This is a genomic window from Kitasatospora sp. CM 4170 (assembly GCF_032110285.1).
Classification (GTDB): domain Bacteria; phylum Actinomycetota; class Actinomycetes; order Streptomycetales; family Streptomycetaceae; genus Kitasatospora; species Kitasatospora aburaviensis.
The window spans coordinates 5933701-5950601 of sequence record NZ_CP134877.1; the positions used below are offsets into that span (position 1 = coordinate 5933701).

Annotated in this window: 9 protein-coding genes; all 9 read left to right on the top strand. The window is 74.4% G+C overall.

All coding sequences use genetic code 11. The features are described from left to right. The first annotated feature begins 203 nt into the window (after positions 1-203). The 9 genes from RMN57_RS25395 (at position 204) to RMN57_RS25435 (ending at position 16881) form a co-directional block, all read left to right on the top strand. A complete protein-coding gene (locus RMN57_RS25395; protein ID WP_313765629.1) occupies positions 204-362 on the top strand; it encodes a hypothetical protein in 159 nt (52 codons plus the stop codon). A 134-nt stretch (positions 363-496) separates the two neighbouring features. Continuing rightward, entirely contained in the window at positions 497-3541 is a 3045-nt protein-coding gene (locus RMN57_RS25400) for an AAA family ATPase (RefSeq protein ID WP_313765630.1), read from the top strand. A gap of 473 nt (positions 3542-4014) precedes the next feature. Beyond that, complete coding sequence (locus RMN57_RS25405) at positions 4015-6945, top strand: EAL domain-containing protein (protein WP_313767961.1); 2931 nt, start codon at positions 4015-4017, stop codon at positions 6943-6945. Between the two features lie 330 nt (positions 6946-7275). Next, on the top strand, positions 7276-9132 hold the full coding sequence (locus RMN57_RS25410) for an acetolactate synthase large subunit (protein WP_313765631.1): 1857 nt from the start codon (positions 7276-7278) through the stop codon (positions 9130-9132). 79 nt (positions 9133-9211) lie between these two features. Then, the gene (ilvN, locus tag RMN57_RS25415) at positions 9212-9736 is read left to right on the top strand and encodes an acetolactate synthase small subunit (RefSeq protein ID WP_238951331.1); all 525 of its coding nucleotides are present in this window, start codon (positions 9212-9214) and stop codon (positions 9734-9736) included. A gap of 150 nt (positions 9737-9886) precedes the next feature. Beyond that, the gene (gene ilvC, locus RMN57_RS25420) at positions 9887-10885 is read left to right on the top strand and encodes a ketol-acid reductoisomerase (RefSeq protein WP_313765632.1); all 999 of its coding nucleotides are present in this window, start codon (positions 9887-9889) and stop codon (positions 10883-10885) included. Positions 10886-11147: 262 nt separating this feature from the next. Then, positions 11148-12731 (top strand): phosphoglycerate dehydrogenase, encoded by a 1584-nt coding sequence (serA, locus tag RMN57_RS25425; RefSeq protein WP_238951333.1) that lies wholly within the window; start codon positions 11148-11150, stop codon positions 12729-12731. A gap of 336 nt (positions 12732-13067) precedes the next feature. After that, the gene (locus RMN57_RS25430; protein WP_313765633.1) at positions 13068-13229 is read left to right on the top strand and encodes a hypothetical protein; all 162 of its coding nucleotides are present in this window, start codon (positions 13068-13070) and stop codon (positions 13227-13229) included. A gap of 286 nt (positions 13230-13515) precedes the next feature. Next, positions 13516-16881 (top strand): S8 family serine peptidase, encoded by a 3366-nt coding sequence (locus RMN57_RS25435; protein ID WP_313765634.1) that lies wholly within the window; start codon positions 13516-13518, stop codon positions 16879-16881. Positions 16882-16901 lie beyond the last annotated feature (20 nt).

A 16901-nucleotide genomic window follows, 5' to 3' on the forward strand; every position in this document is an offset into this window, starting at 1 on the left:
CGTCTAAGGCCTCCTAAGTAGGGCCTAAGGCCCGGTCCCACCTCCGAATCGGAGTGGGACCGGGCCTTTGCTGTTCCCTGAGGCCCCGTCTAAGGCTTCCGGGGCCCGGAAGATCGGTCAGGCTTCCGATGTGGCGGCCCCACCTGGGGGAGGAAGCTCTTACTCGACAGCGAAACGCAGTGAAACCCACAAGGGGAACCGAAGTGATCGAGTACGAGCTCATCCAGCAGCAGGCACGCGAGCTGCACGCCCGCGCCGAGCACCAGCGCCTGGTCCGCGAGGCCAAGGAGGGCCGCCGCGGATGGCGTCGGCAGCCGGCCGCCCGTGCCGTGCGGCGCACCCAGCGCCTGCAGGAATGCTGACGGACCGGCACCCCCGGGGTGCCGAAGGAACTCCGGAAGGGGAGGCGCTGCAGGGGAGCGCCTCCCCTTCCGGGCGTTCGGGTACCGGGATAACCGCTCGGCCGGGCGGATCGGCTTATGGCATGCTCGCCTCCATGCAGCAGATATCGGTGAGTCCCGTCTTCGTCGGCCGCGGCAGCGAGATCACCGAACTGACCGACGCGCTGCGGCGGGCCGGGGCGGGGAGCCCGCAGACCGTGCTGATCGGCGGCGAGGCGGGCGTCGGCAAGACCAGGCTGCTGGAGGAGTTCCTCGACCGGGCCCGCGCCACGGGCGGGGGAGTGGCGGCCACCGTCGGCGGCTGTCCGGAGGTCGGCGCCGAGGGCCTGCCGTACGCGCCGCTGGCCACCGCGCTGCGCCGGCTGCACCGGAGTCTGGGCGCCGAACTGGAGACCGCGGCCGCCGGCCTGGAAGGCCATCTGGCCCGGCTGCTGCCCGACTTCGGCGAGGACGACGGCGGACCCAACGACGAGTACGGCCGGGCCCGGCTGTTCGAGCACACCGCGAGGCTGTTCGAGCGGCTCGGCGCGGACCGTACCCTCGTACTCGCCGTCGAGGACCTGCACTGGGCCGACCGCTCCACCCGGGAGCTGCTCGCCTACCTGGTCCGCACCCTCCACCGCGCCCGGGTCGTGCTGGTCGCCACCTACCGCACCGACGACCTGCACCGCCGCCACCCGCTGCGGCCCTTCCTCGCCGAGCTGGAACGGCTGCGCACCGTCCGGCGGTTGGAGCTGGAGCGGTTCGGTCCGGGCGAGGTCGCCGCGCAACTCGCCGGCATCCTCGGCACCGCCGCCCCCGACCGGCAGCTGGTCGACCGGATCCACCGCCGCTCCGAGGGCAACCCGTTCTTCGTCGAGGAACTCGCCACCTCCTACCGGGAGGGCTGCTCCGCCGGGCTCACCGACTCGCTCCGGGACATCCTGCTGGTCCGGGTCGAGGCGCTGGACGAGGAGACCCAGCGGGTGCTGCGGATCGCCGCCGAGGGCGGCTCCTACGTCGAACACGCCCTGCTGGCCGCGGTGCTGGAGGACGAGGAGGCGCTGATCGAGTCGCTGCGCACGGCCGTCGGCGCCAGCATCCTGCGCCCGGACACCGACGGCGACGGCTACCGGTTCCGGCACGCGCTGGTCCGCGAGGCCGTCTCGGACGACCTGCTGCCCGGGGAGCGGCACCGGATCAACCGCCGCTTCGCCACCGCCCTGGAGGAGCAGCCGCACCTGGTCGGCGCCGACGTCCGCCCGGCCCGGCTGGCCAACTACTGGTACCACGCCCACGATCCGGCCCGGGCCCTGCCGACCGCGCTGGACGCGGCCCGGGCCGCCCGCCGGCGCAACGCCTTCGCCGAGCAGCTGCGGATGCTGGAGCGGGCCCTGGAGCTGTGGGACGAGGTCTCCGAGGACGTCCTGGCGCACACCCTGCGCCCGTACGACTGGGCCGAGACCTACCCGCCCGGCTCCTGCGACCACAGCGCCGAGGACCAGGACTGCGGCCGGATCCAGCTGATCGACGTGCTGGCCGAGGCGGTGGTCGCGGCCCGGCGCAGCGGCGACCGGGAGCGCGGGCTGAGCCTGGCCAAGCGCGGGCTGAAGCTGGTCGACGAGACGGAGCACCCGGTGCGCGCGGCCTGGTTCCGGATGAACCGGGCCCGGATGCTCGGCCACCTCAACCGGGCCGGCAACCACGACGAGGCGGCGCACGCCCGGCGGCTGGTGGAGAACCTGCCGCCGTCCGCGGTGCAGGCCGAGGTACTGGCGCTGAGCGCGGGCATCGCGATGCTCACCGACCCGACCGAGGAGGACGTGCGGCTCGCCGAGCGGGCCGCCGAGATCGCCCGCGAGGTGGGGGCGCACGCGATCGAGCAGCACGCCCGGATGACGCTCGGCTCGCTCCGCAGCGACCTGCACCACGACCCGGAGCGGGGCATCGCCGAGCTGGCCGAGGCGGTCGCCGCCACCCGCGGACTCGGCGTCCCGGACGTCCTGCTGCGCGGCATCAACAACCTCGCCAGCATGCTGCAGTCGCTCGGCCGCGCCGAGGAGGCGGTGGCGCTGGCCCGGGAGGGGCTGGAGGCGGCCGACGGCAACGGGCTGCTGCGCAACGTCGGCACGATCCTGACCGGCAACCTCGCCGAGGCGCTGCTGGACCTCGGCCGGGTCGACGAGGCGACCGAGCTGCTGGCCGACTCCGAGCGGGTCGACCCGCCGGGCACCCACGCCGAGTTCCTGGACCGGCTGCGCGGCGACCTCGCCGTGCGACGCGGGGACCTCACCACCGCGGCCGGCATGCTGGCCCAGGCCCGGGCGTCCAAGCACAACTGCCAGTTCCAGCACGGCGTCCCGATCTCCCGGTTGGCGATGGTGCTCGCGGCCCGTGCGGGACGGCCGGCGGAGGCCCGGGCCGAACTGCTCGCCGTCGTCGAGGGCCACCTCCCGGCCGGGAACGAGTCCTCGCTGTTCCCGCTGCTGGCGCTCGGCGCGGGCATGGAGGCGGACCACCGCGGCCTGCCCGAGCTGGACCGGGACCGCGCCGCGGTCCTCGCGCGGATCGCCGCGGCGGCGGCCGGGCTGACCCCGAAGGCGCCGCTGCACGAGGGCTGGGCCCGGCTGGTGGCGGCCGAGCTGGCCCGCGCCGAGGGGGCGGACACCCCGGAGCACTGGGAGGCCGCCGCCGCGGTGCTGCGGTCGACCGGGCTGCCGTACCCGCTGGCGCTGGTGCTGCTGCGGGCGGGCGAGGCCGAGGTGCTGGCCGGGCGGCGCGAGGCCGGTGCGGAGCGGCTGCGCGAGGCCCGGGAGCTGGCCGGGGTGCGGGGCGACAGCTGGCTGCTGGCGGAGATCGACGCGCTGGCCGAGCGGGCCGGGCTGGCGCTCGCCGCGCGCCCGTCGGCCGCCCCCGCGCGGCCGGCGCCGGCCGGGGACTCCTTCGGCCTCACCCCCCGTGAGCGGGACGTGCTCCGGTTGCTCGCGCGGGGCCGGACCAACCGGCAGATCGCGGAGGAGCTGTACATCTCGCCGAAGACCGCCAGCGTGCACGTCTCCAACATCCTCGGCAAGCTCGGGGTGGCCGGCCGGGGCGAGGCCGCCGCGCTGGCCCACCGGTTGCGGCTGTTCCCGGAGGAGTTGGTGCCGGCCGGGCGGTGACGCGGGCGCAGTCGCCGGCCGGGGCCGAACGGGCCCCGGACGGCCCGGCGGCCGGAGGGCGCTGACCCGTGCTCCCGTGCGCGCCGCGTGAGCCCCCTCGTGCGCGCCCCCGCCAACCGGCCCGTTCTGGCGGAATCAGGTGCAATTCCCCACCCCGGCACCATTACTCTAAGTTGAGTGTGCGTGTCATTGAGTGACCGAAGTGGTGTAGGGTCCGGAGTGGGAACATCGGTGCGGTGTGTCGGCCGGCAGGCCGTCCACCCCCTGGGCCGCCGCCCTGACGGGGCGACAGGTCACCGCGTACGGCCACCAGCTGCGCGGCCGGTGGTCCGTGGCCGGGGCGCCGGGTCCCGCGCCGGAGGGGGAGAGGCCGAGTGAGCTCCACCGATGCGGTGCTGCCCGGAACCGGACGGCCGGGCGTGTCGGACGCCGACGTGGGCCCGGCCGTCGACCGCCGCGGCCCGGTCCGCCGGCTGCTGGACAGCCGCAGCCTGCCCGGCGCCGTCCTCGGCGGTCTCTGCCTGGCCTACGCGCTGGGCGCGGCCATCGGTTGGGGCTCCCGCCAACTCGCCGTCTTCATGGGGGACTTCGGGCTGGCGGCGGCGGCCCTCGCGGCGGCGCTCTCCTGCCTCGCCTACGGCTGTACGGTCGGCGGCCACGCCCGCCCGGCCTGGCTGCTGTTCGGCCTCTCCTCGCTCATGGTCGCCTTCGGGAACGGCACCTGGGGCTGGTACGAGCTGGTCGAGCGCACCCCGCTCCCGCAGGACACCCTGGCCGAGTACGCGTTCCTGCTCTTCGCCCCGCTCGCCATCACCGGCGTGCTGGTGCTCGCCCAGCGCCCGCGCAGCGCGGCCGGCTGGCTCTGCCTGATGCTGGACGGCTGGCTGGTCGCCGGTTCGCTGTTCACGCTCAGCTGGAGCCTGGCGCTGGGCCGGATCGCCGCCGGCGAGGACGGCTCCCCGCTGCGGCTGGCGCTCAACCTGGCCTACCCGGTGCTGGACATCCTGCTGGTCAGCCTGGTGGTCGGGCTGCGCTTCGGCGGCCGGGACGGCAACCGGGCCGCGGTGCACACCGCCATGATCGGCCTGGCCGTCACGGTGCTCTGCGACGCCCTGTTCACCTCGCCCGAGCTGCGCAACAGCTACCACTCGGGGGAACTGCTGGACGCCGGCTGGTTCGCCGGCAGCCTGCTGCTGGCCTGGGCGCCGTGGTCGCCGCGCTGGCGCCGGCCGCTGCGCGAGCACCCCTCGGCCGGCGGCCTGCCCCGCCGCCGGGTGGCCACCACCTTCAGCGCCCTCACCCCGTACGCGGCGGCCGCCGTCTGCACCGCCGGCATCCTCTACAACGCCCTCGGCGGGCGCCCGCTGGACCGGGTGGTGGCCGCGGCCGCCTGCACGGTCGGGCTGGCGCTGATCCTGCGCCAGGGCGTGATGCTGCTGGACAACCTCTCGCTCGCCCAGGAACTCGCCCACAAGGAGGCGCACTTCCGCTCCCTGGTGCAGGGCTCCAGCGACGTCATCATGATCGCCGGCGCCAACGGCGTGCTCTCCTACGTCTCCCCGGCCGCGCTCGGCGTCTACGGCCGCGACCCGGAGGAGCTGGTCGGCGGCAACCTGCTCGACCTCGTCCACCCCGAGGACGTGGACCGCGTGCTGATGGAGGTCCGCCGCTTCCTGGCGCGCGGCCGGCTGCTGGCCCACCGGTCGCCGGGGGCCACCGGTGAGGCCTCCCCGGCCCGGGTGGAGTGCCGGATCAGCTCCGGCTCCGGCGAGTGGCTGCACGTCGAGTCGACCGTCGACCGGTACCGCGACGGCCTGATCCTGAACAGCCGTGACGTCACCGAACGCGTCATGCTGCAGGCCCAGTTGCAGCACAACGCCTCCCACGACCCGCTCACCGACCTGCCCAACCGGGCGCTCTTCGCCCAGCGGCTCCGGGCCGCCCTCACGACCCGCGGGCCGCAGGAGGGGGCGGGCGCCGGCATCGCGGTGCTCTTCCTCGACCTCGACGGCTTCAAGGCGGTCAACGACAGCGCCGGCCACCAGGTCGGCGACGAGCTGCTGGTGCAGGCCGCCCGCCGGCTGCAGGGCGCGGTGCGCAGCGGGGACACCGTCGCCCGGTTCGGCGGCGACGAGTTCGCCGCGCTGGTCTGCGGACCGCTCGGCCGGCTCCAGGTGCAGGAGCTCGCCGAGCGGCTGCGGGTGGCGCTCTCCGAGCCGTACTGGATCGGCGGGGCCGAGCTGAGCGTCGCGGCCAGCATCGGCATCGCCTTCGGCACCCCCGAGCGCGGCCCGGCCGCCGACCCGAGAGCCGCCACCGACGAGCTGATGCGCAACGCCGACCTCGCGATGTACCGGGCCAAGTCCGAGGGCAAGGGCCGGGTGGTGCTCTACACCCCGGCCATGCGGGCCGACCTGGAGCGCCGCACCGAGCTGGACGAGCGGCTGCGGGTCGCCGTCCGCGAGGGCGGCTTCACGCTGCTGCACCAGCCCGTGGTCGACCTCGCCACCGGAACCGTCACCGGCGTCGAGGCGCAGGCCCGCTGGCGCTCGGCGCACGGCCTGCTGCTCACCCCCGCCGAGTTCCTGCGCTCCGCCGAGCACGGTGACGCGGCCGCCAGGTTCTCCCGCTGGCTGATCCACGAGGCGGTGGGCGCCGCCGCGCAGCGGTGCGGGCCGGCGGGCCGGGCCCGCTCGGGGTCGGCGCCGGTCCCGGTCTCGGTCCGCCTCTCGGCCGAGCGGCTCTGCTCGCCCGGCACCTACGAGGCGGTGGTCGCGGCCCTGCGCGACAGCGGGCTGCCGGCCGGCCAGCTGGTCGTCGAGGTGGCCCGGATGGGTTCGGACGCACTCGCCGACGAGCTCGGCAGACGGCTGGCCGCGCTGCGCCGGCTGGGCGTCTCCACCGCGCTGGCCGGCCTCGGGGCCGGAAACGGCTCGCTCGGCGCGCTGGCCCGGCTGCCCTTCGACTCGCTCAAGCTGGACCGCACGCTGGTCCAGGACCTGGGCGAGTCCGGGCTCGGCAGAACCCTGGCCGGGCACGCCCTGCGGCTCGGCCGGGACCTCGGGCTGGGCACCGCCGCCGAGGGGGTGGACCTGCCGCGCCAGGTCGCCGTGCTGCAGGAGCTGGGCTGCCGGCAGGGGCAGGGCTCGGCCTTCGCCCCGCCGCTGGAGGAGACCAGACTGCGCCGCGCGCTGGCCCGGCGGGTGTACCCGCTGCCGAGACCGCTCGGCCCGCTCACGGCCCGCCGCGGCTTCCTGGCCCCCGACACCCGTCCGGGTGGCCGGGGGGAGTCCGGCGCAGGGCGTGTCGAACATCACCACGGCGCCTCCGACCTGCCCGAACACCGTGCGGTGGCGGGTCCAGGACGGGGTCCGCATGGCGAGACTGTCGTCCCACCTGCTTGACAGTCGGCCCCGCACGGGAGGAAGGTCGTTGCCATGCGCACCCGAATTCTCGTACTTGGCGGGCGCGTCGGCTGAGCGGGCCATGCCCTGCTCGTGAGAGACCGACGCGCCACCCCTCGCATGCCCTTGGCACGAGGGGTTTTTTGTTGCACTGACGCTGTTCCACCAGGCAAGACCTCCTGGCCCCGATCGCCCGAACTGCTCCGATTTACCAGGAAAAAGCGGGACGATTGGGGCAGAGCCGGCGATCGGCCCGACCAGCGGTACCCCACCCTCGACAACGGGGGCCGCAGCCACCAGGGCCGGCAGAAACCGAGAAGAGACAGGCAGATGACTGAGCACGCCGCATCCCCCCGCCGCGGGGACACCCCGGCCGCCCACGCTCCCGCTCCCCAGCACGTCGTCGAGACCATGACCGGCGCCCAGTCGCTCATCCGCTCGCTCGAGGCCGTGGGCGCGGACACCGTCTTCGGCATCCCGGGCGGGGCCATCCTTCCCGCGTACGACCCGCTGATGGACTCGTCCAAGGTGCGCCACATCCTGGTCCGCCACGAGCAGGGCGCCGGCCACGCCGCCACCGGGTACGCCCAGGCGACCGGCAAGGTCGGCGTCTGCATGGCCACCTCCGGCCCGGGCGCGACCAACCTGGTGACCCCGATCGCCGACGCCTACATGGACTCGGTGCCGGTCGTCGCCATCACCGGCCAGGTCGCCTCCAAGGCGATCGGCACGGACGCCTTCCAGGAGGCGGACATCTGCGGCATCACGATGCCGATCACCAAGCACAACTTCCTGGTCACCGACCCGGCCGAGATCCCGCGCGTGATCACCGAGGCCTTCCACATCGCCGCCACCGGCCGCCCCGGCCCGGTCCTGGTGGACATCGCCAAGGACGCCCTGCAGGCCACCACCACCTTCCGCTGGCCGGCCGAGACCTCGCTGCCCGGCTACCGCCCGGTCACCAAGCCGCACGCCAAGCAGATCCGCGAGGCCGCGAAGATGCTGGTGAGCGCCAAGCGCCCGGTGCTGTACGTCGGCGGCGGCGTGATCAAGGCGCACGCCACGGCCGAGCTGCGGATCCTCGCCGAGCTGACCGGCGCCCCGGTGGTCACCACCCTGATGGCGCTCGGCGCCTTCCCGGACAGCCACCCGCAGCACCTGGGCATGCCCGGCATGCACGGCACCGTCCCCGCGGTCACCGCGCTGCAGAAGTCGGACCTGCTGTTCACCCTGGGCGCCCGCTTCGACGACCGCGTCACCGGCAAGCTGGACAGCTTCGCCCCGTACGCCAAGATCGTCCACGCGGACATCGACCCGGCCGAGATCGGCAAGAACCGCCCGGCCGACGTGCCGATCGTCGGCGACGCCCGCGAGGTCCTGGCGGACCTGATCGTCGCCGTCCAGGCCGAGTTCGACGCCGGCCACAAGGCCGACTACGCCGACTGGTGGACCAAGCTCAACGAGTGGAAGAAGACCTACCCGCTGGGCTACGAGCCGGCCCCGTCCGGGCAGCTCTCCCCGCAGCAGGTCATCGAGCGGATCGGCAAGCTGGTCGGCCCGGACGCGATCTACGCCGCGGGCGTCGGCCAGCACCAGATGTGGAGCTCGCAGTTCATCCAGTTCGAGAAGCCGGGCACCTGGCTCAACTCGGGCGGCGCGGGCACCATGGGCTACGCCGTCCCGGCCGCGATGGGCGCCAAGGCGGGCCTGCCGGACACGGCGGTCTGGGCGATCGACGGCGACGGCTGCTTCCAGATGACCAACCAGGAGCTGGTCACCTGCGCGCTGAACGGCATCCCGATCAAGGTCGCGGTCATCAACAACGGCTCGCTGGGCATGGTCCGCCAGTGGCAGACCCTCTTCTACAACCAGCGCTACTCCAACACCGTGCTGCACGCCGGCCCGGACCACGACGGCGTCGAGCCGCCGGTCCAGGGCGGCACCAGGATCCCGGACTTCGTGATGCTCTCGGAGGCGATGGGCTGCGTCGGCCTGCGCTGCGAGCGCCCCGAGGACCTCGACGCGGTCATCAAGCAGGCGATGGAGATCGAGGACCGCCCGGTGGTCATCGACTTCATCGTCCACCAGGACGCCATGGTCTGGCCGATGGTCGCGGCCGGCACCAGCAACGACGAGATCCAGTTCGCCAAGGGCGTCCGGCCCGACTTCGGCGACGACACCGACTGACGGCCCGCCCGCCGCCCGTCGCCCCCCTTCTTTCGACCGGCTCGCCGGACACCCCTAGCGACCGAGGAAACCGAGACACATGTCCAAGCACACCCTCTCCGTCCTGGTCGAGAACAAGCCCGGCGTGCTCGCCCGCATCGCCTCGCTGTTCTCCCGTCGGGGCTTCAACATCGACTCCCTCGCCGTCGGCCCGACGGAGCACCCGGACGTGTCCCGGATGACCATCGTGGTCAACGTCGAGGACCTCCCGCTGGAGCAGGTCACGAAGCAGCTCAACAAGCTCGTCAACGTGATAAAGATCGTCGAGCTCGACCAGGCCGCTGCGATCCAGCGGGAACTGGTCCTGGTGAAGGTCCGCGCCGACAACGAGACCCGGTCGCAGATCGTCGAGATCGTCCAGCTGTTCCGCGCCAAGACGGTCGACGTGTCCCCGGACGCGGTGACCATCGAGGCCACCGGCAGCTCGGACAAGCTGGAGGCGATGCTCCGGATGCTGGAGCCGTACGGCATCAAGGAGCTGGTCCAGTCCGGCCTGGTCGCCATCGGGCGCGGCGCCCGGTCGATCACCGACCGCTCGCTGCGCGCCCTCGACCGCAGCGCGTGACCCCCGGGGACGGCGCGCCCGCCACCGGCGTGACCAGCGCCGACGCGCGCCGTCTCACCCCCTGAAGCACCGCCCCACACCCCCGCCGGGTCCACGTACCGTAGGAAACGCAGTACCCGGCAAGACCATCACGCAAGGAGATGTGCCCCCGTGGCCGAGCTGTTCTACGAAGACGACGCCGACCTGTCCATCATCCAGGGCCGCAAGGTCGCGGTCATCGGCTACGGCAGCCAGGGCCACGCCCACGCGCTGTCCCTGCGCGACTCCGGTGCGGACGTCCGGGTCGGGCTGAAGCCGGAGTCCAAGTCCCGCCAGAAGGCCGAGGAGGCCGGCCTGCGCGTGGTCACCCCCGCCGAGGCCGCGGCCGAGGCCGACGTCATCATGATCCTGGTCCCGGACCCGATCCAGGCCGACGTCTACGCCCAGGACATCGCGCCGCACCTGAAGGCCGGCGACGCCCTGTTCTTCGGCCACGGCCTGAACATCCGCTACGGCTTCATCAAGCCGCCGGCCGACGTCGACGTCTGCATGGTCGCCCCGAAGGGCCCGGGCCACCTGGTCCGCCGCCAGTACGAGGAGGGCCGCGGCGTCCCCGCGATCGTCGCCGTCGAGCAGGACGCCACCGGCAACGCGTTCGCCCTGGCGCTCTCGTACGCCAAGGGCCTGGGCGCCACCAAGGCCGGCGTCATCAAGACCACCTTCACCGAGGAGACCGAGACCGACCTGTTCGGTGAGCAGGCCGTCCTCTGCGGTGGCACCGCCGCCCTGGTGAAGGCCGGGTTCGAGACCCTGGTCGAGGCCGGCTACCAGCCGGAGATCGCGTACTTCGAGTGCCTGCACGAGCTGAAGCTCATCGTCGACCTGATGTACGAGGGCGGCCTGGAGAAGATGCGCTGGTCGGTCTCCGAGACCGCCGAGTGGGGCGACTACGTCACCGGCCCGCGCATCATCACCGACGCCACCAAGGCCGAGATGAAGAAGGTCCTGGAGGAGATCCAGGACGGCACCTTCGCCAACACCTGGATCGCCGAGTACAAGGCCGGTCTGCCGAAGTACAACGAGTACAAGAAGGCCGACGAGGACCACCTGCTGGAGACCACCGGCAAGAAGCTCCGCTCGCTGATGAGCTGGGTGAACGACAAGGCCTGAGCCCGCTCGGACTCCGGTCCGACCGCGGTCCTGCCGCATTCCGCAGGAGCCTTGTACAACTAGGCTGCTCCCGTCCGGGTGATTTCGCCGGACGGGAGCAGCCTGGCACCCAGCCCGTCGATACACTTCCGAGTGCGCGTCAGGCCCACAGCGTCGTGCGTCTACCTACGCGGCATGCCACCTTCCCCCCGCGTTCCACGCCACCTACGTGCCGGGGGAACCGGACAGTTAAGGACACACTGTCGTGAGCACTGCTAACACTGTGACAACCGGCGTTGTGCTGATCGCCGAGGAGCTGTCGCCCGCCACCGTCGACGCCCTCGGCCCCGACTTCGAGATCCGCCACTGCAACGGTGCGGACCGTACCGAGCTGCTGACCGCGATCGCCGACGTCGACGCCATCCTGATCCGCTCCGCCACCAAGGTGGACGCCGAGGCGCTGGCCGCCGCCCGCAAGCTCAAGGTGGTCGCCCGGGCCGGCGTCGGCCTGGACAACGTGGACGTCTCGGCCGCCACCAAGGCCGGCGTGATGGTCGTCAACGCACCGACCTCCAACATCGTCACCGCCGCCGAGCTCGCCTGCGGCCTGCTGATCTCCGTCGCCCGCAACATCGCGCCGGCCAACGCCGCGCTCAAGCAGGGCGAGTGGAAGCGCAACAAGTACACCGGCGTCGAGCTCAGCGAGAAGGTCCTCGGCGTCGTCGGCCTCGGCCGGATCGGCGTTCTGGTCGCCCAGCGGATGTCCGCGTTCGGCATGAAGATCGTCGCGTACGACCCCTACATCCAGGCCGCCCGCGCCGCGCAGATGGGCGTCAAGCTGGTCTCGCTGGAGGAGCTGCTGGAGGTCTCGGACTTCATCACCGTCCACCTCCCGAAGACGCCGGAGACCATCGGCCTGATCGGCGACGAGGCGCTGCACAAGGTCAAGCCGACCGTCCGCATCGTCAACGCCGCCCGCGGCGGCATCGTGGACGAGGAGGCGCTCGCCAGCGCCCTGCGCGACGGCCGGGTGGCCGGCGCCGGCCTGGACGTCTACGCCAAGGAGCCGTGCACCGACTCCCCGCTGTTCGCCTTCGACAACGTGGTCGCCACCCCGCACCTCGGCGCCTCCACCGACGAGGCGCAGGAGAAGGCCGGCATCGCGGTCGCCAGGTCGGTGCGCCTGGCGCTGGCCGGCGAGCTGGTACCGGACGCGGTCAACGTCCAGGGCGGTGTGATCGCCGAGGACGTCCGCCCGGGCCTGCCGCTGGCCGAGAAGCTCGGCCGGATCTTCACCGCGCTGGCCGGCGAGGTGGCCGTCCGCCTCGACGTCGAGGTCCGCGGCGAGATCACCCAGCACGACGTCAAGGTGCTCGAACTCTCCGCTCTCAAGGGCGTGTTCGAGGACGTCGTGGCGGAGACGGTGTCCTACGTCAACGCCCCGCTGTTCGCCCAGGAGCGCGGTGTCGAGGTGCGCCTGACCACCTCCAGCGAGAGCCCCGAGCACCGCAACGTGATCACCGTCCGCGGCACCCTGGCCGACGGCGGCGAGATCGCCATCTCCGGCACCCTGGCCGGCCCGAAGCAGACCCAGAAGATCGTCGGCGTGGACGCCTTCGACGTGGACGTGGCGCTCACCGACCACATGGCGTTCTTCAAGTACGAGGACCGCCCCGGCGTGGTCGGCGTCCTCGGCCGCCACCTCGGCGACGCCGGCATCAACATCGCCGGCATGCAGGTGGCGCGCGACGGCGGTGGCGCGCTGGCGTCCATCACCGTGGACAGCCAGATCCCGCAGGAGGTGCTGTCGGCCATCGCCGCCGAGATCGGCGCGCGCTTCGCCCGCTCCGTCGACCTGGGCGCCTGAGCACGCCCCGGGCCTGCCCGGGAGCCACGCAGGGCCCGTACCGCCGCCGGCGGTACGGGCCCTGCGGCGTTCGGGGGCGGCGGATTCGAGGGCGTGCTCGGCGCTCCGGGTGACACCCGTCTCAGATACTAGGAAATCCAAGTATTCGTGCAGACACGGCAGGGGCATGGCCGTACCTTGGAAGAGCCATACGGTGTGCCGCCCCTGTAGCCAGGGCCCGCGGCCCGTGTGTGCCCGTGCGCCCCGAGGGCAGGCGACCCCTGCTCCGCGTACCTCCCTCCTTACGTAACCCCCTCCGCGCGCCCTCGCGTGCCCCTCTTCGCCAAGGAGCCCGGTATGCCCCCCACCGCAGACCGCCACGCCGCCCCCGCCCCCGCCGCCACCACCGCCCGCGCCCCGCGCCGCCGCCGCGAGACCGAGCGGACCCCGTTCGCCGCCGCCGCGCTGCAGCGCGCGCTGGACCGCCGCGACAACGGCGGCGTCACCGGCCACCTCTGAGCGGCCCTCGCGTCCGGGCGGTTCTCGCGTCCGGGCGGCCCTCGCGTCCGGGCGGCCCTCGCGGCCCGGCGCGTCCGCCGTGGCGTTCATCCGCCCATTGGCCCGTCCGGGCTGACGCGGAGTCACCCGGGAGAGTGCAAGTGGCGCCCGTTGGAGGGATGTTGCTCGCACTCCCCGGCGCGGGCCTCCTATATGTGGGGCCCGGGAAGGGTGATCGGCGTCCGCGCGGGCGGGCGTCAGCGACACGGCGTGCGGATCAGTCCCCCTTGCCGGGGGAGAGGGCCCAGTGCGTCAGCCACCCGTCCGTCGTCCGATCGTCCGGATCGGCCTCACCCTGGCCCTGCTGACGGGGCCGGCGCTGTTCACCGCCGCCCCGGCGGCCGGCAGCCCGCCGACGGCCGCACCGCCGGGCGAGCGGGAGGCCTCCGTCCTGCTGGAGCTCGGCACCGAGGCCGCCGGCCCCGCCTGGCGCCGGGCCGCCGCCGAGGCCAGGAGGGCCCAGCGCTCCCCGGAGGCCGTGCGCCGCGAGGCCGCCGCGGCCGGGGCCGGGCAGCGGTCCCGCGCCCAGGGCGCGCTCGACCGGCTGGCCGCGGCCGTGCACGGTGCGGCGCCCACCGCCCGTGAGCTCTACCGCACCCGTACCCTGCTCACCGGCCTCGCCGTCACGGTGCCGGCCGACCGGTTGCCCGCCCTGCGCGCGCTGCCCGGGGTCGAGGCCGTCCACCCGATCGTCCGCAAGCAGCGGGACAACGCGCACTCCGTGCCGCTGACCGGTGCGCCGGGCGTCTGGGCCGGGCCGTCCGGCGAGGCCGGCGCCGACGGGAACACGGGGCAGGGGGTGCGGATCGGCATCGTCGACAGCGGCATCGACTACACCCACGCGGACTTCGGCGGCCCCGGCACCGAGGAGGCGTTCAAGGCGGTCGACGGAGCCCGGCCGGCCCCGCCCGGCCTCTTCCCGAGCGCCAAGGTGGTCGGCGGCCGCGACCTGGTCGGCGACGACTACAACCCGGACCCGTCCTCCCCTGCCTACCAGCCCGAACCGCACCCCGACGGCAACCCGATCGACTGCGCGCTCAACGGGCACGGCACCCACGTGGCCGGCACCGCCGCCGGCCTCGGCGTCACCGCCGACGGCAAGCCGTACGCCGGGCCCTACCGGCCCGGGCTCGACCCGGCCGGATTCCGGGTCGGCCCCGGCGCCGCCCCCGGCGCGCAGCTCTACGCGATCCGGGTCTTCGGCTGCGACGGCGCCACCGACCAGCTCGCCCAGGCGCTCGACGTCGCCGCCGACCCGGACGGCGACGGCGACCTGGGCGACCGGCTGGACGTGGTCAACCTCTCCCTCGGCAGCCGCTTCGGCTCGCCCGACGACGCCGACGCGATCGCCGTCGACCACCTCGCCGAGCTGGGCACCGTGGTGGTCGCCGCGGCCGGCAACGAGGGCGACGTCCACGGCATCGGCGGCAGCCCCGGCACCGCACCCCGGGCGATCGCCGTCGCCGCCTCCGTCGACCCGCACAGCGACGCCGACGGCATCACCGTGCTCGCCCCGGACCCGCTGGCCGCGGTCGTCCCGTCCCACTGGAGCGGCCGCTACCAGGACTGGGCCACCGCCGACGTCAGCGGCCTGCTCGCCGTGCCCGTCGACCAGCCCGACGGCTGCGCGGCCTTCACCGAGGCGGACCGGCAGCGGCTCGCCGGGAAGATCGCCGTGCTCGCCTGGAGCACCCGCGAGTCCGAGCGCGCCTGCGGCTCCGGCCCGCGGGCCGACCACGCGGCCGACGCCGGCGCGATCGGCGCCCTGCTGGCCGCCGACGACGACCACCTCGCCGAGATCGCCGGCAACGACCGCATCCCGGTCGCCCTGCTCGGCCACGCCGACGGCGAGCGGCTGCGCACCGGTGCGGCCGACGGCCCGGTGCAGGTCCGGCTCGCCGCCCCCGGCAACACGCTGCACGGCGTCGTCCCGCAGGACCAGCCGCAACGCACCGACACCCTCACCGACTTCACCTCGCGCGGGATCGGCGTGCCGGGCGTGGTCAAGCCCGACCTCGCCGCGCCCGGCGAGACCATCTGGTCCGCCAAGGCCGGCAGCGGCACCGGGGGCCAGCGCGAGGACGGCACCTCGATGGCCACCCCGCTGGTGGCCGGTCTGGCCGCGCTGGTCCGCGCCGCCCACCCCGACCGGACGGTCGAGCAGGTCAAGGCCGCGCTGATGAACACCGCCGGGGACACCTGGCTCGGCGACGGTGGCACCGGCCCGGTCTACGGCCCCGAGCGCACCGGCGCCGGCCGGGTCAGGGTGGACGGAGCCGTCCGCACCCCCGCGGTGGCCTACGCGGCCGGCGAGGGCGCGGTCGAGGGCGCCGTCGGCGTCTCCTTCGGCCCGGTCCCGGTCGGCGGCGCGTACCGCGACGTGCGCGAGGTGGAGGTCCGCAACCTCTCCGGCACGGCCGCGTCGTACCGCACCGGCTACGCGGCCGCCACCGAACTGCCGGGCGCCGCCTTCGTGGTGACGCCCGAACGGATCGACGTCCCGGCCGGCGGCACCGCCCGGGTCCGGGTCACGCTGACCGTCCCCGGGCGGCTCGGCCGGACCCCCGACCCCACCATCGCCACCTTCCAGGGCGGCAGGGCCCGCAGCTACCGGGGCGAGCTCTCCGGCCGGCTGCTGCTCACCCCCGAGTCCGACCCGGCGCTGCCCGGGCTGCGGGTGCCGGTCTTCGCCGCTCCGCGGCCGGCCTCCGACCTGACCGCGGCGGCGCCGACCCGGCTGACCCGCTCCGGCGCGCTGGCCGCCCTCGTCGGCACCCCGGCCCCGGCCGAACAGCCCGGACTGCTCAGCGCGTTCGCGCTCGGCGGCGAGGGCGCCCGCTGGCCCGACTGCCCGCCCGCCAGCGGCGCCGCCGTCGGCCCGGGCGCCGGAATCGTCCCGGAGGACAGCACCGAGGCGCAGGCCCCGGACGCCGTCTGCGTCGAACGCCCCGGCGACCGGGCGGCCAACCTGCGCGCGGTGGGCGCCGCCTCCGACGCGCCGGCCGTGCCGGACGGCCAGGGCACGCTCTACCTCGGCGCCCAGGTCTGGGCGCCGGCCGCCACGCCGGTCGGGGTGTTCGCCGTCCGGGCCTCGCTGGACACCGACGGCGACGGCGTCACGGACGCGGTGGTCAAGGCCGACCGGCAGCGCGGAAGTGACGTCCTGGTGGCGCGGACCCTGGACGCCCGAACCGGCGCCGAGTTGGACGTCCAGCCACTGAACGCCCGCTGGGGCGACACCGACACCGCACTGCTGGACAGCGACGTGCTGGTGCTCCCCGTCCGGCTGAGCGCCCTCCCCGGTGTGAAGCCCGGCCACAGCACCGTCCGCTACGGCCTCTGGACCGGCGCCGCCACGGCCGGCAAGCCGGACCCGGCGGAGGCCTTCTCGGCGATCGGCCTGCGCGGCACCCGGCCGACGCTCACGATCGACGTGCTGCACCCCGCCGTGGACGTCCGCACCGGACCGGGCGGGCCCGCCGCGGTGGCCGCCGCGCTGCCGCCGGGCACCGTCCTCGACATCCACCGGGCCGACGGCGACCCGTCGCGCGTCCTCCTGCTCCACCACTTCAACCGGGACGGGCGGCGCGGCCAGATCCTCGCCCTGCCCTGAGCCACCCGCTCCCGAACGAT

Excerpts from the sequence above, each read along its gene's own strand:
- RMN57_RS25400 (WP_313765630.1), top strand. The coding sequence starts at position 497 with ATGCAGCAGATATCGGTGAGTCCCGTCTTCGTCGGCCGCGGCAGCGAG.
- RMN57_RS25410 (WP_313765631.1), top strand. The coding sequence starts at position 7,276 with ATGACTGAGCACGCCGCATCCCCCCGCCGCGGGGACACCCCGGCCGCC.
- ilvN (WP_238951331.1), top strand. The coding sequence starts at position 9,212 with ATGTCCAAGCACACCCTCTCCGTCCTGGTCGAGAACAAGCCCGGCGTG.
- RMN57_RS25430 (WP_313765633.1), top strand. The coding sequence starts at position 13,068 with ATGCCCCCCACCGCAGACCGCCACGCCGCCCCCGCCCCCGCCGCCACC.